At 55.9% G+C, this 21,665-nt stretch carries 21 protein-coding genes and 1 rRNA gene; 13 read left to right on the forward strand and 9 right to left on the reverse strand.

Annotated elements, in window-relative coordinates:
• Both ACUN9X_RS00005 and tyrS read right to left on the reverse strand, forming a co-directional pair.
• Positions 1-115, reverse strand: a 16S ribosomal RNA gene (locus ACUN9X_RS00005); the annotation flags it as partial.
• A 476-nt stretch (positions 116-591) separates the two neighbouring features.
• Positions 592-1,794 carry a tyrosine--tRNA ligase gene (gene tyrS, locus ACUN9X_RS00010; protein WP_445471804.1) on the reverse strand — a complete coding sequence of 401 codons (1,203 nt, stop codon included), beginning with the start codon at positions 1,792-1,794 and terminating at the stop codon, positions 592-594.
• 309 nt (positions 1,795-2,103) lie between these two features.
• Between tyrS and ACUN9X_RS00015 the strand changes: the two genes are divergently transcribed.
• Together ACUN9X_RS00015 and ACUN9X_RS00020 are read left to right on the forward strand one after the other, a co-directional pair.
• Positions 2,104-3,561 (forward strand): OapA family protein, encoded by a 1,458-nt coding sequence (locus ACUN9X_RS00015; protein WP_445471805.1) that lies wholly within the window; start codon positions 2,104-2,106, stop codon positions 3,559-3,561.
• Entirely contained in the window at positions 3,558-4,658 is a 1,101-nt protein-coding gene (locus tag ACUN9X_RS00020; RefSeq protein WP_445471806.1) for an anhydro-N-acetylmuramic acid kinase, read from the forward strand. Before ACUN9X_RS00015 ends, ACUN9X_RS00020 begins: the two co-directional genes overlap by 4 nt.
• Before the next feature lie 85 nt (positions 4,659-4,743).
• Here ACUN9X_RS00020 and erpA read toward each other — a convergent pair whose 3' ends face one another.
• The 4 genes from erpA to argC form a co-directional block, all read right to left on the reverse strand.
• Positions 4,744-5,097 carry an iron-sulfur cluster insertion protein ErpA gene (gene erpA / locus ACUN9X_RS00025; RefSeq protein WP_260036617.1) on the reverse strand — a complete coding sequence of 118 codons (354 nt, stop codon included), beginning with the start codon at positions 5,095-5,097 and terminating at the stop codon, positions 4,744-4,746.
• Positions 5,098-5,165: 68 nt separating this feature from the next.
• A complete protein-coding gene (locus tag ACUN9X_RS00030; protein ID WP_445471807.1) occupies positions 5,166-5,636 on the reverse strand; it encodes a bactofilin family protein in 471 nt (156 codons plus the stop codon).
• 3 nt (positions 5,637-5,639) lie between these two features.
• Positions 5,640-6,380 carry a DUF6776 family protein gene (locus ACUN9X_RS00035; protein WP_260036620.1) on the reverse strand — a complete coding sequence of 247 codons (741 nt, stop codon included), beginning with the start codon at positions 6,378-6,380 and terminating at the stop codon, positions 5,640-5,642.
• Positions 6,381-6,394: 14 nt separating this feature from the next.
• Positions 6,395-7,432 carry an N-acetyl-gamma-glutamyl-phosphate reductase gene (gene argC / locus ACUN9X_RS00040; protein WP_260036622.1) on the reverse strand — a complete coding sequence of 346 codons (1,038 nt, stop codon included), beginning with the start codon at positions 7,430-7,432 and terminating at the stop codon, positions 6,395-6,397.
• 147 nt (positions 7,433-7,579) lie between these two features.
• Here argC and ACUN9X_RS00045 point away from each other — a divergent pair, with 147 nt between their 5' ends.
• From ACUN9X_RS00045 to ACUN9X_RS00070, 6 genes are all read left to right on the forward strand, one after another.
• The gene (locus ACUN9X_RS00045; RefSeq protein ID WP_260036623.1) at positions 7,580-9,361 is read left to right on the forward strand and encodes a chloride channel protein; all 1,782 of its coding nucleotides are present in this window, start codon (positions 7,580-7,582) and stop codon (positions 9,359-9,361) included.
• A 5-nt stretch (positions 9,362-9,366) separates the two neighbouring features.
• Positions 9,367-9,789, forward strand: coding sequence for a protoporphyrinogen oxidase HemJ (gene hemJ, locus ACUN9X_RS00050; protein ID WP_260036624.1), 423 nt, complete (start codon positions 9,367-9,369; stop codon positions 9,787-9,789).
• Between the two features lie 15 nt (positions 9,790-9,804).
• On the forward strand, positions 9,805-10,602 hold the full coding sequence (gene thiD, locus ACUN9X_RS00055; protein WP_445471808.1) for a bifunctional hydroxymethylpyrimidine kinase/phosphomethylpyrimidine kinase: 798 nt from the start codon (positions 9,805-9,807) through the stop codon (positions 10,600-10,602).
• Complete coding sequence (thiE, locus tag ACUN9X_RS00060) at positions 10,599-11,240, forward strand: thiamine phosphate synthase (protein ID WP_445471809.1); 642 nt, start codon at positions 10,599-10,601, stop codon at positions 11,238-11,240. The genes thiD and thiE overlap by 4 nt, the downstream gene beginning before the upstream one ends.
• 25 nt (positions 11,241-11,265) lie before the next feature.
• Positions 11,266-12,546, forward strand: coding sequence for a glutamate-1-semialdehyde 2,1-aminomutase (gene hemL, locus ACUN9X_RS00065; RefSeq protein WP_445471810.1), 1,281 nt, complete (start codon positions 11,266-11,268; stop codon positions 12,544-12,546).
• A gap of 129 nt (positions 12,547-12,675) precedes the next feature.
• Positions 12,676-13,575, forward strand: coding sequence for a DUF4382 domain-containing protein (locus ACUN9X_RS00070; RefSeq protein ID WP_445471811.1), 900 nt, complete (start codon positions 12,676-12,678; stop codon positions 13,573-13,575).
• 76 nt (positions 13,576-13,651) lie between these two features.
• Here ACUN9X_RS00070 and ACUN9X_RS00075 read toward each other — a convergent pair whose 3' ends face one another.
• Together ACUN9X_RS00075 and mrcB are read right to left on the reverse strand one after the other, a co-directional pair.
• Entirely contained in the window at positions 13,652-14,203 is a 552-nt protein-coding gene (locus ACUN9X_RS00075; RefSeq protein ID WP_445471812.1) for a tetratricopeptide repeat protein, read from the reverse strand.
• Positions 14,203-16,545: a penicillin-binding protein 1B gene (gene mrcB, locus ACUN9X_RS00080; RefSeq protein WP_445471813.1), complete on the reverse strand. Its 2,343-nt coding sequence runs from the start codon at positions 16,543-16,545 to the stop codon at positions 14,203-14,205. The genes ACUN9X_RS00075 and mrcB overlap by 1 nt, the downstream gene beginning before the upstream one ends.
• A 182-nt stretch (positions 16,546-16,727) precedes the next feature.
• Between mrcB and ACUN9X_RS00085 the strand changes: the two genes are divergently transcribed.
• The 3 genes from ACUN9X_RS00085 to ACUN9X_RS00095 all read left to right on the forward strand — a co-directional run bounded on the left by ACUN9X_RS00085 (position 16,728) and on the right by ACUN9X_RS00095 (position 19,144).
• Complete coding sequence (locus ACUN9X_RS00085; RefSeq protein WP_445471814.1) at positions 16,728-18,287, forward strand: bifunctional aminoglycoside phosphotransferase/ATP-binding protein; 1,560 nt, start codon at positions 16,728-16,730, stop codon at positions 18,285-18,287.
• 85 nt (positions 18,288-18,372) lie between these two features.
• The gene (locus tag ACUN9X_RS00090; protein ID WP_260036636.1) at positions 18,373-18,726 is read left to right on the forward strand and encodes a pentapeptide repeat-containing protein; all 354 of its coding nucleotides are present in this window, start codon (positions 18,373-18,375) and stop codon (positions 18,724-18,726) included.
• An 82-nt stretch (positions 18,727-18,808) separates the two neighbouring features.
• Positions 18,809-19,144 (forward strand): Rieske (2Fe-2S) protein, encoded by a 336-nt coding sequence (locus ACUN9X_RS00095; protein WP_260036638.1) that lies wholly within the window; start codon positions 18,809-18,811, stop codon positions 19,142-19,144.
• Here ACUN9X_RS00095 and sfsA read toward each other — a convergent pair.
• On the reverse strand, positions 19,134-19,850 hold the full coding sequence (sfsA, locus tag ACUN9X_RS00100) for a DNA/RNA nuclease SfsA (RefSeq protein ID WP_445471815.1): 717 nt from the start codon (positions 19,848-19,850) through the stop codon (positions 19,134-19,136). The genes ACUN9X_RS00095 and sfsA overlap by 11 nt on opposite strands.
• Before the next feature lie 390 nt (positions 19,851-20,240).
• On the opposite strand from sfsA, the gene dksA reads away from it, so the two are divergent.
• Positions 20,241-20,681, forward strand: a complete 441-nt coding sequence (gene dksA / locus ACUN9X_RS00105) for an RNA polymerase-binding protein DksA (protein ID WP_260036642.1) — start codon at positions 20,241-20,243, stop codon at positions 20,679-20,681.
• 50 nt (positions 20,682-20,731) lie between these two features.
• Positions 20,732-21,652: a tRNA glutamyl-Q(34) synthetase GluQRS gene (gluQRS, locus tag ACUN9X_RS00110; protein WP_445471816.1), complete on the forward strand. Its 921-nt coding sequence runs from the start codon at positions 20,732-20,734 to the stop codon at positions 21,650-21,652.
• Positions 21,653-21,665: the final 13 nt, after the last annotated feature.

Consider the following 21,665-nt stretch of genomic DNA (forward strand, 5'->3'; position numbering starts at 1 on the left):
CTCACCCGTCCGCCGCTCGTCAGCGGGTAGCAAGCTACCCCTGTTACCGCTCGACTTGCATGTGTTAAGCCTGCCGCCAGCGTTCAATCTGAGCCATGATCAAACTCTTCAGTTTAAATCATATAGCGATTATAGAATCGCAAATCTTGCTCAAGACAAAACTCAATTTTGACGAGTCGCTGTCTTGAATATTTCTTGCCGAAATATCCCAGTCAGCGCCCACACAAATTACTTGGTCAACTTTTTAAAGAGCGGGGCGTGTAGCCCTGTTGAGAGCGCGTATTCTACAGCGATCCTCAACCTTGTCAACCACTAATTTGAAACTCTTTAATTCTTTTCAAATCAGTCAGTTAACACTCGTTTCGGTTTGGCTTTAAGCCGTTACCCCGAATCGAGGCGCGCATTCTACAGCGCTTCAAAATCTTGTCAACCGTTAATTTATAAACTTAAATATGCCTAAAAATCAATCGGTTGCACTCTCTTTCGGCGTTGCTGTGAAAGCCATTACCCCCGAAAGAGATGCGCATTCTACAGACTGACTGACCGGTGTCAACGCTGCTTTCGAAATTAGTTAAATTAAATGCTGATCGTTTATTTTGTGATCGAAATCTTCGCGATTTTCTTCTTCCCTGCCTGAATAACCGCGACATCACCTTCAATAAACATCCGATCACCTGAAAGCTGTACTCCATCTATATAGACGGCACCACGAGCAAACACGTCTTTTGCTGCCTTTCCGTTCTGGGCCAGCCCGGCTTCGCGCAACAAGGACACGATATGCACATCCTCCCTACCAGCAAGTGCGACCTCTACTTCAGGCACGTTGTCAGGAATTTCACCAAGCGCGACCTGGTTGCCCGCAGACTTATGCGCCCCCTTTGCCGCTTCCTCATTATGGAAGCGGGTAATAATTTCCTCTGCAAGCACGCGCTTGAACTCCTGAGGGTTCGCACCGCCATCAACTGCGACCCTGAACTCGTTCACTTCCGCCATTGGACGGAAACTCAGCAGTTCGAAGTAACGCCATAGCAGCTCGTCAGGTATTGATAGCAACTTGGTGTACATTTCGCCTGGGGAGTCATTGACGCCAATATAGTTGTGCAACGACTTCGACATCTTCTGCACGCCATCCAACCCTTCAAGGATCGGCATGGTAAGAATGGCCTGCGGCGCCTGACCATAATGCTTTTGTAGAATCCGCCCCATCAGGAGGTTGAACTTCTGATCCGTGCCGCCCAACTCAACATCCGCCTCCAAAGCCACCGAGTCATACCCCTGGACCAACGGATAGAGAAACTCATGGATGGCGATCGACTTTTCAGCGGCGTAGCGCTTGGCAAAGTCATCCCGCTCGAGCATGCGCGCAACCGTGTACTGACCCGCCAGACGAATCATGTCTGCAGCTGACATCTTGCTCATCCAGTCGGAATTGAATGCAACCGTCGTTTTCTCAGGATCCAGGATCTTGAACACCTGCTCTTTATAGGTGCGCGCATTTTCAGCGATCTGCTCCGTAGTGAGCGGTGGCCGGGTTGCACTCTTGCCGGTTGGGTCTCCGATCATGCCCGTGAAATCGCCGATCAGGAAAATAACTTCGTGGCCGAGATCCTGGAACTGCCGCAACTTGTTGATCAACACCGTATGCCCCAGATGAAGATCCGGTGCCGTGGGATCAAACCCCGCCTTGATGCGCAGACGACGCCCCGACTTCAGTTTTTCGACAAGTTCATCTTCCGGCAGCAGTTCGTCAACGCCACGTTTAATAATCGCGAGGGCATCATCAATTGCGGTCATTCTTTTTCCCTTTATATATGCAAAACAGTTTTACAAAGATCAACAGAACAGCTCAGAGCGTTACCGGCTTACCTGATACAGTCTAATCTGATTAAATTTTAGACAACCTCTATCGCTGGGGTTTTCAGCCCATTAGCATGTCAGGCGCGCAGTATAACAAGCGCCGGGCCATTTGAGCGGCACGCAAAAGTAATCCCCTGTGACGCTGACGCGCACGCTTTTTACCACCACGGGCTTGAATTATACTTAAGACTGTATTTAATTAATTGACACAACATATCGAAGTGTCAGGAAAAACAGGTTATCAATGTGCTCAACTCATTCCCCAAAACCCACCTGTTAGCTGCGGGCGCCTTAAGCGCAGTGGTTGGCCTTGGACTTATCTTTAGCCCCAGCGCACCCGTTGAGGCCAAGCGCACATCATTATCACTGGATCTCGATAGCGGTGAAACATCCCGCATCGTCCCACTTAATAAAGAACTGACTGAAGCGGTAGAAACCGAGACAGCATCGGTACCGGCAAACATCAGCCCTGTATCCGACGCCCAGAAAGCCGCTGCTGAAACCACCGCATCGCCGGCCGATATAGCTGACAGCGCGCCACCTGTGGCGGCAACACCACCAACATCGTCCACAAAAGGCGCCGCATTAAAGTGGCAGGATTTTACCATCAACAGCGGCGACAATTTGTCGGCCCTGTTTAGCAAAGCCGGCTTTGATTATGGTCTGATGCTTTCGGTGATTCATGGCGAAGGCGAAGCAAAGAAAATCGAACGCCTATATGAAGGAGAGACCATATCGTTCGCAACAAATGCCGACGGTGAGCTTGAGCGCATTAAGCTGAGCCGGAATCGCCTCTACTCTCTCCTCATTACACGGACAGAAGATGGATTCAAAGGAGAGACCGTTTCCCGAACGCCCGAACAACGCACGGCCTATGCATCAGGGAAAGTCGATGGGTCGCTTTATCTTGCCAGCCGTGGCGCCGGACTAAGCGATCGCCTTACGATGGAGCTGGTCGGGATTTTTGGTTGGGATATCGATTTCGTTTACGACATCCGCAAAGGCGATCACTTCGAAATCCTTTACGAAGACCTTTATCTGGACAATGAAAAGTTTGATACCGGGCGAATCCTTGCGGCAACCTTTGTGAATCGGGGCAAGCCTGTTACCGCACTGCTGTACACCGATAAAGATGGCCACTCGGATTACTACACGCCGGAAGGCAGCAGCCTGCGCAAAGCCTTTCTCCGCACCCCAATTAATGCGCGCGTATCGTCTGCATTCAATCTGCAGCGTCGCCACCCGGTGCTTGATGTCGTCCGCCCACATGAAGGCACCGACTACGCCGCCCCTCCGGGCACACCAATCAAGGCAGCAGGTGATGGCCGCATCCGGTCCGCCGGATGGAAAGGTGGCTACGGCCGCACCGTTGTTATCCAGCATGGGGACAATATTTCCACGCTCTATGCCCACATGCGCGCTATCGCAAAGGGCATGAAAAGCGGAGCCCGAATCAAGCAGGGCCAGACGATTGGCTACGTCGGCTCATCCGGCATGGTTACCGGTCCACATTTACATTACGAATTTCGTGTGAACGGCTCACCGCGCAACTCCCGTACGGTGAAATTGCCGGATGCATCACCTATCCCAAAATCCGAGATGGCCTCCTTCAAGGCAGCCACTCAATCGTTGTTAGCCAGCCTTAATGAAGCCAAAGGCGAGCGGCAGCTGGCCCTCGCAGATTCCGAGGAAGATGAGGGATGAGTGACGACGCCTATATTGGGCTAATGTCAGGGACCAGCATGGACGCTATTGATGCGGTGCTGGTCTCCTTCCCACACGACACCATTCAGATTCGCGCAACCCACTTACACCCATACCCCGATACACTGAGAATGCGTCTTGCCCGTGCAGCGCAAAATCAGGGTACACCGGACGAGATCGGCGAACTTGACCACGAAATGGGCGCCCTGTTCAGCGAAGCTGCAAACGCATTGCTGGCAGAAGCCAATGTGCCGGCGAACAGCATTCGCGCAATTGGCAGTCACGGCCAGACCGTACGCCATCAGCCCTATGGGACTGCACGTTTTTCGATGCAGATCGGCGACCCCTCACTCATTGCAGAAAACACCGGCATCACCACAGTAGCCGATTTTCGGCGCCGTGACCTGGCAGCCGGGGGCCAGGGCGCTCCGCTGGTTCCGGCATTTCATGCTGCTTACTTTGGCAGTGACAGTGAGGATCGCTGCATTGTGAACATCGGCGGTATCACCAATATCAGCTGGCTTCCCGGCGATAAATCGAAAGCCGCTACCGGTTTTGACACTGGCCCGGGCAATGCGTTAATGGATGACTGGTGTTACGACCAGACCGGCCGACATTATGATGAAGACGGCCACTGGGCAAAGTCAGGCTCCTGCAATGAGGCCTTGCTAAGCGACATGTTAAGCGATGCCTACTTTGCCCAACCCACCCCCAAAAGCACGGGGCGTGAACGCTTCAACCTGAACTGGCTCAAGACAGTGATCGCACGCCATCCGGATATTTCGCCGGAAGACATTCAGCGCACCCTGCTGGAACTGACCGTACGATCATTAGTGAGCCAGCTGCCTCAAGCCCCTGCCCGACTCTTTGTATGCGGCGGCGGTGCTTTAAACACGCTATTGATGACGCAACTCGCCGAGGCATTGCCCGGGTGCACAGTGGAAACAACGTCCGCACTTGGGCTTGATCCTGAATGGGTGGAGGGCGTTGCCTTTGCCTGGCTGGCCAAGCGTTGCCTGGACGGATTACCGGGAAATCTTCCTGAAGTCACAGGAGCCGAAGGCCCCAGAATACTGGGCGCGATATATCAGGCGTAAATGCTGGAAGTCCGGTAAGCGCAATATAAAGCGATAGGCGTGATTGCAATAACAGGCCGGCGGGCAAATCCGCCGGCTTCAGGCATCAGATGGTAAACGAGGACCCACACCCGCAGGTGGTGGTGGCATTGGGGTTCTGGACAATAAACTGCGAGCCTTGCAGCCCTTCCTGATAGTCGATTGTCGCGCCAATCAAATACTGATAACTCATGGGGTCGACCAGTAACGTCACACCGTCTCGCTCGATCGCGGTGTCGTCTTCCTCGTGATCTTCCTCAAAAGAAAACCCGTACTGAAAGCCAGAACAGCCTCCTCCGGTCACAAAAACACGGAGTTTCAGATCGGGGTTGCCTTCTTCTTCTACCAGATCCCGAACTTTCGCCACGGCATTCTCGCTGAAGAAAAGGGGGGTCGCTATTTGTTCCTGAACGGCACTCAAGGTCGCCTCCTGAAGATATCTAAGCGGCTGGGCACTAGGATTATCCAATTCCCGACTAATTTAGTCAATTATTCAGCACGACTGTCGTCGTGCGCCTCACTACTGTTTTCAACTTCTGCTATCGCAGTTGACGATGCCGCCTCCCCCTGACGCAACAAACCAACAGGTTCTTTCTGATGGACCAGGTTGCCGTTAACGGCGGCGCCGATCGCCATCTGGATCAGGTTGTAATACACGTTACCGTGAATAGATGCCTTCTGAGCCAACTCCAGGTGAGCCGACGCATAAACGTCACCGCGGACCGTGCCGTTGATGACAACATGAGGTGCGACAATATCACCCTCAACCTCACCAATTTCTGAAATTCTGAGAATGGCATCAGCACCGTCTTCTGCGACGATTTTACCGTGCACCTTGCCATCAACATGAAGACCGCCGGAAAACTGCACGTCGCCCGAGATTGATGTTTTGCTGGAGATCAACGTATCGAAATGGCCCGTCGATGGCTTGCGCGCTTTCTGGTTCTTCTTACCCAACATCCGTTATTTCTCCATCACCGTTTTCCAATCAAACGTTCGTTCGCTTTTCGCTGCTTTTCTGCCCTGAGATTTGGCGACTACCTGAATCTCGATCGGCTCGAACTGTTCCGGGAGCACTAGCACCCCTTTGATGTCCTGAAAGTACCGGTAGCGAAAATGAATCCCAAGATCTTCGACCTCATCAGCCAGATCGCGCAGTGGAATGACCTGACGTTCTCCGTCCTGCATGCCGATTACATTTACCGCGACCACACCTTCAATGTAGCTCTTATTATCGCCCACTTGTGTCAGTACAAGTTTGTACGCAAAAGCATTCGCTTTCCGGCGGGCATCAATTTCAAACCGCTGGACCTGCAATCCGGTGTCACTCTGCGAGGGCGCCATGATGTTCTTGTAGAACGTCAGATCCGAATTGAGCGAGACCATACGGGTTTCCAGGCCGGCAATGGTTTCCCGGGCCTGCTTGAGCGCCTGCTGATCAATGCGGCGACCCCGTTCCAGATTAATCCGCTCCTGCTGCAGCGTGGTTGACTTGGTTCTTAATTCGTCAAGTTCTTCGGAGAGCAGGTTACGGGTTTTCGTCATGTCCGAAAAACGGAAGCCGCCCTGCGCCATCCCGAACATATAGCCCAGCATCGCAGCGACAACAGAGAAAGTAAGCAGTATCAAAAAACGGCGAATACCCTGCCCCGGCCGATGCCGGACAATGACGAATTCGCCCTGGTTCTTCCTGTCTTCAGCCAACGTCCGCTTCTCCCTCAGGGCAACAATGCAGGCGCATCCAGACCGGCCGATTCATTCAGATCAAACATGACATTCATATTCTGAACAGCCTGCCCTGCGGCACCCTTTACAAGGTTGTCGATTACTGACGTCACGATCACGATCGGGCTGTCTTCCTGACGGTGCAACGCCATGCGGCAATGGTTGGCCCCCCTTACACTGCGAGTTTCCGGGTGGCTGCCGAACGGCATGACATCTACAAAGGGTTCATTGGCAAAACGCGTTTCATAAAGCGCCTGAAGCCTGTCGAAATCAGCCGGATCCTTCAACTCAGCATAGAGGGTGGCCTCAATACCGCGAATCATCGGCAGCAGGTGCGGCACGAACGTCACGCCCACCTGACCGCCAGCCGCAGTTTCAAGACCCTGCCTGATTTCGGGGAGGTGGCGATGACCGGACGCACCATAGGTCTTGAAGCTCTCGCCAATTTCACCATGCAAGACGCCAACACTGGCCTGACGGCCTGCACCGCTGGCACCTGACTTTGCATCTGCAATCAGGTGACGCGTTTCAACCAGCCCTTGCTCCAGCAGTGGCAAAAAGCCCAGCTGAACGGCCGTAGGGTAACACCCGGGATTTGCGACCAATTGTGCGCCGCGGATGTCATCCCGAAACACTTCAGGCAGGCCATAGACCGCCTTATTCGCCCATTCAACTGATTCGTGGGGCATGCCGTACCACTTGGCCCAGACATCCAGATCACGAATCCGGAAGTCTGCAGAAAGATCGACAATTCGAGTGCCCGCTGCAAGCAGCGTGGGCGCCATGCGCATGGCCACGCCATGAGGGGTAGCAAAAAACACCAGATCACACTGCGCCAGTTTCGCTTCGTCCGGTTCGGAAAATTCCAGATCAAAATGCCCACGCAGATTGGGGTAAAGGTCGGCAACCTGAAGGCCTGCTTCGGATCGCGAGGTAATCATCACCACCTGCGCCTGAGGATGACAGGCAAGAATACGAAGCAATTCAACGCCTGTATAACCCGTACCACCAACAATTCCGACCTTGATCACCTTACGCTCCTCATGTTCAGCTGAAAAAATCAGGCGGTAAGTCTAGCATGATAATGATCATGCTTTTTGCACCCATGTTGATGCCGATTACACTAGACTAAGCGGCTGTCTCCACTGCATTCCTGAACTTAACGGGCCTCATCACTCATGCGCAGTTTGAAACACCGGATTACGGAAGATCTGATCCCTCTCTTCAGGCGGCGGCTATCAGGTGTTGATGCTCTTCCTCAACTGGCACTTCTGGGTCTGATTTCCGGCATTATCACCGGCGTGGTCATCCTGCTTTTCCGCTTTGCAATTGAGTGGCCACTGGAAACCTTCCTGCCTGCGAGGCACGACGAAGCCTTTGAAAGCCTGGATCTTATCACTCGGGGGCTCCTGCCCCTGGGTGGCGCCCTGATACTCGGCCTGTTGATGCACCGCCTGGCGATCAGCGATCGCAAAGTGGGGGTAACTTACGTCATGGAGCGGCTAAATTACCATCAGGGCTATATTTCCCTGCGCAGCGGTATTGTTCAGTTTGTACTGGGCATCGGCACCGTCATCACCGGCCAGTCGGCGGGCCGGGAAGGACCGGCGGTGCATTTGGGCGCCGCCTTTTCAAGCCTCCTCGGGCAGGTATTGAAACTGCCCAACAACAGCATTCGCACCCTGGTCGCCTGTGGCTGCGCGGCGGCTATTTCGGCCTCGTTCAACACCCCTATCGCCGGCGTTATCTTCGCGATGGAAGTGGTGATGATGGAATATACCATCGCCGGCTTCACCCCGATCATTCTGGCCTCCGTCAGCGCAGCGGTTGTCAATCAGGTGGTTTACGGCGCCGAGCCCGCGTTCAGTGTGCCGCCACTTACCATGACGTCGCTGATGGAAATTCCCTGGATTCTCGCCATAGCGCTTGTCATCGGCGTTGCATCCGCCACTTTTGTGCGGTTACTGGTACTTTCAACCCGTTTCAACAACCAGCCTATTTTACTGCGGATGGGCGTCGCCGGTTTACTGATGGTGCCGTTCGCTATCCTGGTGCCTGAAGTCATGGGGATCGGCTACGACACCGTCAGCGAGACTATCCATGGCCAGTTGCCGATGTTGCTACTGCTGGGAATTGCCGTCGCTAAGCTCACGATCACTTCCGTCACCATTGGCCTGGGCATGCCCAGCGGTGTGATCGGCCCCACGATATTCATTGGCGCCACGCTCGGTGGCGCAATGGGGATGCTGGGCGCAACCATCGCACCGGACTATGCCTCCAGCACCGGCTTCTATGCCATGTTGGGAATGGGCGCGATGATGGGGTCCGTATTACAGGCACCACTCGCTGCACTGATGGCGCTGATCGAGTTGACGCGCAATCCGAATATTATTCTGCCGGGCATGCTGGTCATCACCATATCCAGTCTGGTGGCGAGCGAAGTATTTGGCCAACGGTCGATATTCCTGAGTCTGCTCAAGAGCCAGGGTCTCAGCTATCAGAACTCACCGGTTATTCAGGCGCTGAGACGGGTTTCAGTGGGCGCGATCATGGAGCGCAGCATCCGTCGCATCGATCGTCGCATCACCGCTGAAGCCGCTCGCGACATTCTCAAAGCGGAGCCCCGATGGCTCGTGATTGATGGCCAGAACGGCCCTACCGCCTTGCTCCCCTCTGTGGATCTTGCACGCTATCTGGAGGATCATGCGGACGCACTCGTGCCGAATGACGACACGCCCGATGTCATTCCGGAGATTGATTTGATGGAAATCCCTGCCAATCGCCGGGACGTGGGCCCGGTGCAATATCAGGCCACGCTGGAAGAAGCGATGGCCGCATTTGAAGAATCTCATGCCGAGGCACTCTACGTTCAACGGCACGTTGCCCCCATGATCAAACGTATTATAGGTGTGGTACTCAAGTCCGATATCGAGAGCTACTACCAGTACAAGAAGGTATAAACCGTATGCTGTGGGTGAAAGCCTTTCACATTATTGCGATGGTCTGCTGGTTTGCCGGGTTGTTTTATCTGCCGCGACTGTTTGTCTACCATGCGGCCTGCGAAGATCAGGCTGGCCGTGAACGCTTCAAGGTTATGGAGCGCAAGCTCTATCGGGGCATTACCACGCCCTCGATGGTGATCACCATAGCCCTCGGAATTTGGCTCGTCAGCTTCGCCCCGGCGGTTTATGCCAGTCAGGGTTGGTTCCATGCGAAACTGCTGCTGGTCGTTATACTGGTGGGCTATCACGTTTACTGCGGGCGACTTGTGAAAATTTTCCGAGATGACGCCAATCGCCATAGCCACGTATTTTATCGCTGGTTCAACGAGTTCCCGGTATTGATTCTGGTTTCTGTGGTAATTCTCGTTGTCGTCAAACCCTTCTGATCACTAAGGTTTTTCATGTATCAACGCCCTCATGTGCTGATTGTTGCAGGTCTCGACCCGTCCGGCGGTGCCGGTATTCAGGCTGACATTCAGGCCGTGACCGCCCTCGGTTGCCATCCCCTCCCCGTTGTCAGCTGCCTGACGGTTCAGGACACCTGCAATGTCTACGGCGCCGACGCTATTGCTCCGGAGCTCATCGTTCGCCAGCTCGAATGTCTGGCTGCGGATGTGCAGATACACGCCATCAAAACCGGAGCCATGGGCAGCGCTGCGATTGTGGAGGCACTGGCGCGGTTCCTGGCTGATCGCAGGGAGATTCCGTTGGTGGTGGACCCCGTCATCAAAGCCGCAGGCGGCGGTGATCTGGCAGACGATGCGCTGGTAGAGGCCATGAAGCAGTATCTGTTCCCACTGGCCGATGTGATCACACCCAACGGTATTGAGCTTGCGCAATTGGCAGGGCTGGACGATATCGGACAGGCTGCGGAAACGCTGATATCGCAAGGCTGCCCAGCAGTGCTGGCCACGGGCGGCCATGGCACCGGGCCGAAGATTATCAATCAACTCTTCCGTCCCGCGCAGAACGCGAGCCGCTGGGCTATCATCCGCCGAGGCGGTGAGTATCACGGTTCCGGCTGCACATTAGCGGCGTCTATCGCGGCTGGTCGAGCCAAAGGTCTTGATCTGGATACAGCAATTGATGAGGCCCAGCGCTTTGTCGCCACAGCAATCGACAGCCCAATGAAGGTGGGGCGAGGTCAGCCGGTCCCGGATCGTGCCGCTTCGCTACCCGGCGCGACCCCGGCACAATGAACACGCCATTTGTTCCGCGCGGCCTCTACGCCATCACTGACCCGGAGCTACTGCCGGAAAGTCGCCTTATCCCTTCAGTGGCAGCAGCAATCAGGGGCGGCGCCGTATTGATTCAGTACCGCGATAAAACCGCAACGGACACCGACAAGCTCAGGCGCGCTAAAAATCTAGCGAGCCTTTGCCGCGACGCCCAAGTGCCGCTGCTGATCAACGACGACGCACAGCTTGCCCGGCGAGCCGGCGCCGACGGCGTCCATCTTGGCCAGAGCGATGACGACCTGGTTGAAGCTCGCACGCTGCTCGGGGAGAATGCCATTATCGGTGTCACCTGCCACGCAGATCTCGAGCTGGCTCATCAGGCTATCGCCGGCTCCGCGGATTACGTCGCTTTTGGCCGGTTCTTTTCGTCAATGACCAAGCCCGGAGCGTCGAATGCAACGGTGGATATTCTTACCCAGGCCCGCAAGCTCAAACACCCGATCAGTGCAATTGGCGGCATTACGCTTGAGAACGCACCGCTTGTGCTGGCTCACGGCGCTGACTTGCTCGCTGTGATCGGCGGCCTGTTCGCGACGGATGACATCGAAGCGCGCGCTCGCGCTTACAGCCGACTCTTTCAAGCCCAACACTCAGTTTAAAACCCATCAACCGGGAGCCTCCCTGATGACACAATCCGACACTCTATTTGAAGACGCTCAGCGCTATATTCCCGGCGGCGTCAATTCCCCGGTTCGCGCATTTAAAAGCGTTGGCGGCACGCCCGTTTTTATCAAAAATGCAGAAGGCGCCTATCTGTTTGATGAAGACGGCAAGCGCTATATCGACTTTATCGGTTCATGGGGACCGATGATTCTGGGTCATCGCGATCCTCGCGTGATTGATGCACTCCACGCCCAGATCGATGTAGGCGTTGGGTACGGCGCGCCGACCGCCATCGAAACCGCGATGGCTAAAAAGATCTGCGAAATGGTGCCTTCAATCGACCTGGTTCGAATGGTCAATTCCGGCACCGAAGCCACCATGAGCGCTATCCGCCTGGCTCGGGGCTTCACTGGCCGCGACAAAATCGTCAAGTTCGAAGGCTGCTACCACGGCCATGTGGATTCATTGCTGGTGAAGGCCGGCTCGGGCGCTCTGACCCTGGGTGAACCCAACTCCCCAGGGATCCCGGCAGCACTCGCCGAACTGACGCTCACGGTTGATTTCAATGACATCAATAGCGTGAAAGAGGTCTTCGAGAAAATGGGCGATGAAATCGCCGCCATTATCGTCGAGCCCGTCGCCGGCAATATGAACTGCATTCCGCCAGTCCCGGGATTTCTGGAAGGGCTGCGTGAAATATGTGATCAGCATGGCAGCGTGCTGATTTTCGATGAGGTTATGACGGGCTTCCGCGTTTCCCGAGGCGGGGCGCAGGAGCGCTACGATGTAACGCCAGATCTGACAGCACTGGGCAAAGTGATTGGCGGTGGGCTTCCGGTCGGCGCCTTTGGCGGCAAGCGCGAAATCATGTCCCATATTTCGCCGCTCGGACCGGTCTATCAGGCTGGCACACTGTCCGGCAATCCGCTGGCCATGCGCGCCGGACTCACCACTCTGGAAGCAATTTCAGAGCCGGGCTTCCATTCACGCCTGATCGAGAAAACCAATCGGGTCCGTGACGGCATAAAAGCGGCTGCAGACGCGGCAGGGGTTCCACTGGCGGTCCAGAGTGCCGGCGCCATGTTCGGCTTCTTCTTCACCGACCAGACTGAAGTGAACAGTTTTGATGCCGTTATGGCCTGCAACGCGGACCACTTTAAAGCCTTTTTCCTGGGCATGCTGAACGAGGGGGTCTACCTTGCGCCCTCAGCCTTCGAGGCTTCTTTCGTCAGTGCAGCCTTGTCCGATGACGATATCGAGCACACGCTTCGCGCGGCTGAAAAGGTAATGAAAACGCTTTGATCCTATCGCGCCGGCCCGTGCATCGGGTCGGCGCAGCGTCTCAAACGCACATTAAAGGATCGTAATTCCCCGCCAGCATCCGTTATCCGCCACAATTACCGTTATCTACCTGACTAACAGAGCGTCCCTATGAAAAGCCCCCTATTGAGTTGTCTGCTTGTCGCTGCTGCGGCCTCTGCGCTGACAGGCTGTGATGAACTGGACGACATTCTGGACAATGAGAGCGGGAAGAACGGCCAGATTTCAATCAGTCTGGCAGACGCTCCGGTCGACAACCTGACCGAGGTGAGTATCACGGTTACCGCTATAGAACTGAAACCAAAGGATGAGAGCGCCAGCACCTACACCTTTGATAACCCGAAGCGTTTCGATTTGCTTGACCTGCAGAACGGCAACAGCGCCTTGTTACTGACCGAGGACAAGGTGCGCGCGGGCGACTACAACTGGATGCGCCTTGTTCTGAGCGATGCGAGCGGCGCTCATTACGTCGTTGACCGCATCGGTGGCCAATACCCGTTGGTGGTGCCCTCCGGTTCTGAAAGCGGGTTGAAGATCAATACCGGGTTTTCGGTGCCGAAAAATGGCGAGGGCCGATATACCATTGATTTCGACGTTCGAAAGTCACTGGTCGAGCCAGAGAGCAACACCACAGATTACTTGCTCAAGCCAAGTTTGCGGCTGGTCAATAACGATGATGTGGGTTCGATCTCCGGCACAGTCGATGCCTCGACAGTCGTCGCCTCTGAATGCGACGACGCCCAGACCTATGCCGGACTGGTGTATGTCTTTGAAGGTGAAGATGCCAGCATGGATGACATAGGCAGTGCCAATCCTCCTGTCGTGGTCGCACCGCTTCAAGGCGCTTCCGGCGATTACTCGTTCAAGGCCTCGTTCCTGAGCGCCGGCGACTACACAGTGAGCTACACCTGCGACGAAGACGACATTGAAGCGAACGACAGTCTGAACTTTGTCAGGGAACGCAATGTTCAGGTCACCGCTGGCAGCTCAACCACCACTGATATTCAGTGAGTAAAAAAAATGCCCGACCGATCAACAACGTGATCGCCGGGCATTGCTATTCTCCGTGACGTTCAGGGCGTTGTGATCAGAGTGCCTGAGCCCGGGCCTCCGCTTTCTGGGCGCCCGCCACATTACCGCCAGCCCGACGGATATCCGCCAGCAGCGACCAGCCCGTGCGCTGCAGATCCGTGCTCGAGCCAGCCAGAGATAACCCTTTCAGCGTAAACTGCTCGGCTGCACCGAGTCGATTATCCGCATAATAGGCTTCGGCCAGCTTGAAGTAGACCTTGCCTGCCCGGGGCGAAATCCGCTGGGCACGCTCAAGCTGGCTTATCGCCGCGCGGGTATCACCGTTCGCCAGCAGCGCATCGGCTTTGTTCACCAGGCTTGCTGCCGCAGGAGACAGAGCCTCGCTTTCTGCCTGGTGGTGGGGTTTCGGACGCGTCGCCTCCTGCTCCGGCGCAGATTGCTCTGACGCCCTTTCCGGTTCGCGATTGGTATCCGTTTCCGGCGGTGGCGGCGCATCTGCCGGCGCCTGGCCAGACGGTACATAAACCGGGCCGCCCGGGCCTGTAGCACAACCGGCCAGTAGCGACACACCCAGTACAAGCACGGGCAGGTAACGTTTAATCATCATCAAAAGATTCCTTCAAACCAGCCCCGGAGGCGTTGAGTGAAATCCCCGGAGCAATTAACGGTATCAGTAGGCTCACTGCCGGTAATAAACGGCACAAAGCGCGCTTCGCTGCAGTTTTCATTGGTCAGCGCCTGCTCTTCGCTGTTCACCCAGTGGTATTGAACATCCGCCGGCACGATCGGTGAAAAACCATACTGCGGAATCTGCGACATCACATTCGACCATACCGGCAGAGCACCCGTGGCGCCGGTCAGGGCCGTCGGTCCATTATCATCACGCCCGACCCAGGCAACGGTGACCAGATCACCGCTGAAGCCGGCAAACCAGCTATCGCGTCCATCATTGGTGGTGCCGGTTTTGCCTGCAAGGCCCAGCTCTTCCGGCAGGTAGCGGTATGCTGAACGGCCGGTGCCTTCGCGCATCACTTCCTGCATGGCGTATTGGACGAGATGTACGGCTGCCGGGTCAACCACCTGATCCACCGCCAGGCCGTATCGCGTCAGACTCTCGCCATCCGCATCGGTAACTTCCCGGATCGTGCGCAGTGGCGTGTTGAAGCCGGACGTTGCCAGCCCCTGATAAATCGAGGCCACATCCACCGGTGACAAATTAACCGAGCCCAACAGCATCGAAGGATAGCTTTGTACCGGCTCCCCCACCCCAAGCTTCTGCAAATTGTCGATCACCGCATCGACGCCAACATCCAGGCCCACCCGCACGGTGGCCAGGTTGTAGGATTTGGCCAGCGCCTGATGTAACGGTACCAGACCGTGAGACTCCCGGTCGTAGTTTTGTGGCTCCCAGCGCCGGCCGTCGTCAAACACGAGTGAGAAAGGCTCGTCCTTTATCGGCGTGATCAACGTGTAACGATCCGGATGGCTCAGCGCAGTCAGGTAAATAAACGGCTTAATTAGCGACCCTATGGGCCGCCGCGCATCTACCGCGCGGTTAAAGCCGGCGAATTTGGGATCCCTGCCGCCCACCAACGCCAGCACTTCGCCGCTGTCACGAGACGTCACCACGGTGGCCGCCTCGAGTTTGAAATCCGCTTTGCTGCCACGCTCCAATTGCGTCAGCGTGCGCTCAACCGCTGTTTCGGTGGTGTACTGAATACCCGGGTCCAGCGTGGTGAAAATGCGCAGACCTTCGCTTTGCAAATCCTCATCCCTGTATTCGCGAGCCAGATGCCGACGTACCAGATCAAGGTAGGCTGGATAGCGGGCATTGCTGTACGACGGCTTCGATACCACGTCGAGTGGTTTCTGACGCGCCTTGTTCGCTTCTTTCAACGAAACCTGCCCGTTGTCCGCCAGCATATTGATGATCAGATTGCGGCGCTTGAGTACGCGCTCCGGATGACGGCGGGGATCGTAATAACTGGGGCCTTTTATAATCGCCACCAACAACGCCACTTCATGCAGATCAAGGTCGTTGAACGGCTCGCCGAAGTAAAACTGGCTGGCCAGACCAAAGCCATGGATCGAACGGGTGCCCGCCTGACCGAGATAGACCTCATTAAGGTAGGTTTCGAGAATTTCGGGCTTGTCGTAGTGCAACTCGAGCAACAATGACATCAACGCCTCGTTACCCTTGCGCAGCAGGGTCTGGTCGCGTGTCAGATACAGGTTCTTGACCAGTTGTTGGGTCAGGGTGCTGCCGCCCTGGACCACGCGACCGGCCTGTAGGTTGACCCACAGCGCCCGCATGATCGACAAAGGCGCCACGCCCCAGTGATCGTAAAAATCCCGATCTTCCGTCGCCAGCAACGCCGCTTCGAAATGTTCCGGCATGTCATCCAGCTGGATCAGTACCCGGTCTTCCTTGTGAGCGGGGTAAATGCCTCCGATCTGTTCCGGATCGAGGCGCACCACCGACGCCTGCGGCCCTGACGTCACTCGAAAACCCGTTACACGATCGTCGGCGATTTCAAAGCGGATACGTCGATCCGGCTCTTGCCCATCAGGAAAGCGGAACCCTCTGGTATGAATTTCGAATCGGCGACCAGCACGACTGTAGGAACCGCGATCAGTGGCCGAGCGGACCTTGCCATAGCCCAGCTGGCTCAGCTCATTGCTCAGCCCGGCTGCGGTTACTGCCGCGCCATCATAGAGCTCCAGTGGACGGGCATAGACGCGTGACGGCACTTCCCAGCGGCGACCTTCAAAGCGGGAGGTCACCACAGCGTCCAGGTAGACCGTCCAGCCTGCGAGCAGCACGATGCCCACAAGCCCCAGGCGCCAGCATATTCGCCAGAGCGCGGAGCGGAATCCCGATTTACCCGAAGCCGGGCGTTTCTTGTTCGACTTGCCGTTTGAACGGCGTTTTGGCGCAGATTTTTTCATGCGGCGCATTATAACCAGAGGAAGGTCATCGAAGTGCACACCTGTTAAAACCGTAATGGACTATTTTTTATCGACAATTCAGCCTTCCGCCGCGCGGCACTGCGAAACCGTCGAGTGTCATTTAGCAAAGGTGGACGCTATCATGGAACGCAACAATGACGACGAGCGAAAAGGAGAGTTTCGTGAGCACCGAGTTAATCAGCGCGCTGCAGAATCCCGATCTTTATGACCACCCGATAGAGTCTTTCAAGGTTCTGGAAACGCACATTTCCTGGGTAATCCTCACGGGACCTTACGCCTACAAAATCAAGAAGCCGGTAAATTTTGGTTTCCTCGATTTCTCCAGCCTTGATCGCCGCAAACATTTCTGCGAGGAAGAGTTGCGCCTGAACAGCCGGCTGGCACCAGCGCTTTATCTGGATGTGGTCGCCATCACCGGCACGGCAGAGCAACCGCGTATCGGCGACGCCGGCGAGCCGTTCGAGTACGCGATCCGGATGCGCCAGTTTGACCAGGGCAACCTGCTTGATGTGATGCAGGAGAACGATCAACTGGATCCCGACATGATGCGTGATCTGGCACGACAGGTTGCTGCCTTCCATCAGGACCTGCCCAAAGTCGCTGACGACAAGCCGCTGGGCACGCCCGATGCGGTCTTTGCCGCGATGCAGGAAAACTTCGAACAGATTCGCCCGCTACTCGATGACGACAGCCTGCTGCCACAACTGGATGCGCTGCAGAGCTGGACGGAATGCAACTTCGAGCGCCATCAGAACACCATTGCCGCCCGCCGTGAAAGCGGATTTGTGCGGGAGTGTCATGGTGATCTTCATTTGGCCAACATCACCCGGTTTGAAGATCAGATCACGGTGTTTGACTGCATTGAGTTCAACGAACCGTTTCGCTGGATCGACACCATCAACGATCTCGCCTTCCTGCTGATGGATCTCGAGTCCCGCGATGAATATGCCCTGTCGGCCGATGTCCTGAATGTCTATCTCGAATACAGCGGCGATTTTGACGGCGTTCAACTGCTGCCAATGTACAAGACCTACCGCGCACTGGTGCGTGCCAAGATCGCCCTGTTCACACTTGGCAACCCGTCACTGAGCGAAGACGAAAAGCAGACATTGCGTGACCGTTACCGCAGCTACGCTGCTCTGGCGGAAAGTTACAGCGAAACACCTATTCCCTACCTGCTGGCGACGGCGGGGCTGTCTGGTAGCGGCAAATCCGTCATCAGCGCCATGTTATCCCGCAAGCTCGGCCTTATCCGGCTGCGCTCAGATGTCGAGCGCAAGCGGCTACACGGCCTCGACCCGCTGGCCTCCAGCCGCTCAGACATCGGCAAAGACATGTACAGCGAAGATGCCAATCGCCGAACCTATGAACGGCTGGCATCCCTGGCCACCCAATTGCTACTGGGTGGCAATCCGGTGATTATCGATTCTGCTGCACTGCGCCAGTCCGAGCGGGCCGCCTTTGATGATGTCGCCACCAATCTGGGCCTGCCGTTTGCGCTGATCGACTGCAAAGCGCCGGAGGAAACCCGTAAAAAGTGGGTGCGGGAGCGCCAGGGGGATGCCTCGGAAGCAACCGAGCAACTGCTTGAAGAACAGAAAAAATGGGTAGAACCGCTAACCGCGGAAGAAAACGCTCACACGGTACACGTGCATACTGACACCGATCGGGTAGCTGAAAGCCTGGCAGATCGTATCCGCGCGCACTTCGGCCACGGCTGAGGAGCTTCTCGGGGGTGATCGCAAAATGCGGCGCCCCCGACAGTTTCAGCTACACTTGCACCAACACTTTCGGGGAGTTTTTGCTGTGGAAGAGAACGTACGCATTATTGATGATCCGCTGTATCAGACTCTGCGGAATGAGAACATCGACGCCTTTAACGAGGCCAAAGCGAAAATCAGCGCCTGCCCCAGTTTTTCTCACGGCGATTTCAGAGGGCTGGATCTGCGCGGTATCAATGTCGAGGGCATGGATCTCAGTCATGCCTATTTCAGGGGCGCCGATATTCGCGGCGTGGATTTCAGCAAAACCAATATGGAAGGTGCGAGCATCGCGGGCGCAAAAATTTCCGGCTGCCTTTTTCCTACCGAGCTGCATGCCGACGAAATTGTGATGTCACTGAATCACGGCACTCGCATGCGATACAATGTAGGCAAGTGACGCCCGACCAGGCTGCCCTGCCATGGGTATCGCGCCAAACAACCGATCATCATTCACGTTATTCAAGGATCAGCCCGTCCGGATGCCAGAACCCCTTACCCACCGCATGGCCAATGATCTGGCTGAACTGGAATGCCGTGAGATTGAACTGGCCGAAGGGGTGACCGGTTTTGTCATCCGGATCGACAACCAGTTCTACGCCTACCGCAATCGGTGCCCGCATCTGGGCATCGAACTCAACTGGATGCCCAATCAGTTTCTGGATGCCGACAAGTGCTTCATTCAATGTTCGACCCACGGCGCGCTGTTTACGCCAGATGACGGCCATTGCATTGCAGGCCCCTGCGCCGGCGACCAACTGACGCCCTGGCAGGTTCAGCAAGAAAACGACAGCCTGCTGATCACGGCTACAATCTAGCGGTAACGGGTAACGCGTCCGTCAGCGTCAATCGTGTCGGCGACAATGCCGCCCGCCAGGCTAACACCTCCACGCCGTGCGCAATCGCTTGCCTCAGCAACGCACCATAGTCAGGATCGATATGATCTGCAGGCGCGACCCGGTCAATCCCCGTGTGGTTAACGCAGAACACCAGTACGGCCCTGTCACCGGCATCAACTTGCGCCATGAGTTCTCGCAAATGCTTCTGCCCTCTGAGCGTGACGGCATCCGGAAAATAGCCTTGCCCGTCATCTCCTGCCAGGGTGACATTCTTGACCTCAACCCAGGCATCCGGTGCCGTATCGTGGCCTGACAAATGCAGGTCGATCCGGCTTTTCTCCGCACCGTACCTGACCTCGCTGCGTATGGTCGCATAGCCTTTCAGCGGCTCGATAATGCCCTCTTCTATAGCCTGGCGTACTTGCCGGTTTGGTCTGGCAGTATTGATCATCGCCAGTTCATCCGGGCCGGTTTCAACCAACTCCCAGGTGTACGCCAGCTTGCGTTTGGGATCACGGCTTTCACTGAGCCAGACCCGGCTACCTTCCGCCTTGCAGCCGGACATGGAGCCGGTGTTGGGGCAATGTGCCACAACAACCTTCCCATCCGGCAATTCAACGTCTGCCAGAAAGCGCTTATAGCGTTTTATCAGCCGGCCTTCGACCAGCGGCTCCTCAAACGTCATAAAAAACTCCACCTGTTACCAGCGCCATCACCGAACCACATAACCTCGAACGGATCGCATTTCCATAGAAATCATTAGCCTATAGTACCCTGAGCCGGAGCTTGCGACACGGTCGGCAATTCAATCCCGCGCGACCCGCCAAGACACTAGCGCGACCCAGACTAATCTGCTATTTTCCGCAGATTAATTTTGGCCCGCCGCTCCACGCCTTGAGTCTGTTGATGCCAATACTGTGCAAGGCAGATATAGTGTTAAACACCTGATACATTCGGGGCGAGCGACAGGAATTCGAAGCGAGCGTACTTCCTACGTTCGCCAGGCCCTACGGGCAGGACATTCGCACCACCGGTGACGAACATCTCCCGCAGTAAAGGAAAGAGGCTGGTTTATATGCCGAAGACTAAAGAGAAAGCCCAAGACGGCTTTACAAACTTCACGCCTTACGAAATGAAGAAAGGCGAGGAGTACATGAGTGATGAGATGCACGATCACTTCCGCAGCCTTCTGCTCAAGTGGAAGCAGGAGCTGATGGAAGAAGTGGATCGCACCATGCATCACATGCAGGAAGACGCGGCGAACTATGCTGATCCGAGCGACCGTGCAACCCAGGAAGAAGAGTTCAGTCTGGAATTGCGTACCCGTGATCGTGAGCGCAAGCTGATCAAGAAAATTGACCAGACCATGGATCGCATCGACAAAGATGACTATGGCTTCTGCGATCAGTGCGGCGTTGAGATCGGCACCCGCCGTCTTGAAGCCCGCCCGACAGCGACGCTTTGCATCGACTGCAAAACACTGGCCGAGATCCGCGAACGCCAGACCGGCATCTGATACCGGCAGACGGAACCGGGAAGGCACTGCCTTTCCGGTCACCTCATCTCATGCATTCAGACTACCGGGGCCGCTTTGCTCCGTCTCCCACAGGCCCGCTTCACTTTGGCTCGCTGGTTACAGCCGTGGCTTCGTACCTGGAAGCTCGCACCCGCAACGGTGCCTGGCTGGTACGCATTGAAGACCTTGACCCTCTGCGCGAATCACAGGAAGCCACATCGGCTATCCTGCGTAGCCTGGAAGCCCACCTCCTGAACTGGGACGAGACGGTCCGCTACCAGTCAGCGCGTCATGATGCTTACGCCGAGACTATCGACCGGCTAGTCGCCACCCAAAACGCCTACTCTTGCATCTGTTCCCGCAAGGAACTGAATGCCCATCAGGGCCGACATCCTCATCACTGCCGCGACCGAAGACCCAACAGCGCAGCTGACGGCTTGCCCGCCGCCGCCCGGTTTCGCCTCGACGATCAAACAATCAAATGGCACGACCGCCTGCTGGGACCGCAATCACAGACCCTGCGAGGCGAAATCGACGATCCCGTTATCCAGCGCAAGGAAGGATTTTACGCCTATCAGCTGGCGGTTGTTGTGGATGACATTGATCAGCAAATTACCGATATCGTCCGCGGCTCGGACCTGCTCGAAACGACCGCATCCCAGATCTGCCTGTACCGCGCTATCGCCGCCGTACCGCCGGATTATCTGCATATCCCGGTGATCCTTAATACCGATGGCCAGAAACTAAGCAAACAGACCCACGCCGCTGCGCTCGATGACCGGAAGCCGGGACAGAACCTGTGGCAAGCGCTCTTCGCTCTGGGCCAGCAACCACCATCTGCGCTTTTTACAGCGCCACCAGCCGAGACACTGGCATGGGCAGAAACCCACTGGACACCTTCACAGCTCCCGCTCGCACCGGCACAACAACAGGATTCAACGCCTGACAGCCCGGGCAGTCCCGTGGTATAAACGGCCATTCACG

The organism is Marinobacter sp. V032, assembly GCF_052645435.1.

What these genes read in the sequence shown, in the direction of transcription:
- tyrS (WP_445471804.1), bottom strand. Translation starts at nt 1,794, where the DNA reads ATGACCGCAATTGATGATGCCCTCGCGATTATTAAACGTGGCGTTGAC.
- ACUN9X_RS00020 (WP_445471806.1), top strand. Translation starts at nt 3,558, where the DNA reads ATGAGTGACGACGCCTATATTGGGCTAATGTCAGGGACCAGCATGGAC.
- ACUN9X_RS00030 (WP_445471807.1), bottom strand. Translation starts at nt 5,636, where the DNA reads ATGTTGGGTAAGAAGAACCAGAAAGCGCGCAAGCCATCGACGGGCCAT.
- ACUN9X_RS00045 (WP_260036623.1), top strand. Translation starts at nt 7,580, where the DNA reads ATGCGCAGTTTGAAACACCGGATTACGGAAGATCTGATCCCTCTCTTC.
- hemJ (WP_260036624.1), top strand. Translation starts at nt 9,367, where the DNA reads ATGCTGTGGGTGAAAGCCTTTCACATTATTGCGATGGTCTGCTGGTTT.
- thiD (WP_445471808.1), top strand. Translation starts at nt 9,805, where the DNA reads ATGTATCAACGCCCTCATGTGCTGATTGTTGCAGGTCTCGACCCGTCC.
- thiE (WP_445471809.1), top strand. Translation starts at nt 10,599, where the DNA reads ATGAACACGCCATTTGTTCCGCGCGGCCTCTACGCCATCACTGACCCG.
- hemL (WP_445471810.1), top strand. Translation starts at nt 11,266, where the DNA reads ATGACACAATCCGACACTCTATTTGAAGACGCTCAGCGCTATATTCCC.
- ACUN9X_RS00070 (WP_445471811.1), top strand. Translation starts at nt 12,676, where the DNA reads ATGAAAAGCCCCCTATTGAGTTGTCTGCTTGTCGCTGCTGCGGCCTCT.
- ACUN9X_RS00075 (WP_445471812.1), bottom strand. Translation starts at nt 14,203, where the DNA reads ATGATGATTAAACGTTACCTGCCCGTGCTTGTACTGGGTGTGTCGCTA.
- mrcB (WP_445471813.1), bottom strand. Translation starts at nt 16,545, where the DNA reads ATGAAAAAATCTGCGCCAAAACGCCGTTCAAACGGCAAGTCGAACAAG.
- ACUN9X_RS00095 (WP_260036638.1), top strand. Translation starts at nt 18,809, where the DNA reads ATGCCAGAACCCCTTACCCACCGCATGGCCAATGATCTGGCTGAACTG.
- sfsA (WP_445471815.1), bottom strand. Translation starts at nt 19,850, where the DNA reads ATGACGTTTGAGGAGCCGCTGGTCGAAGGCCGGCTGATAAAACGCTAT.
- dksA (WP_260036642.1), top strand. Translation starts at nt 20,241, where the DNA reads ATGCCGAAGACTAAAGAGAAAGCCCAAGACGGCTTTACAAACTTCACG.
- gluQRS (WP_445471816.1), top strand. Translation starts at nt 20,732, where the DNA reads ATGCATTCAGACTACCGGGGCCGCTTTGCTCCGTCTCCCACAGGCCCG.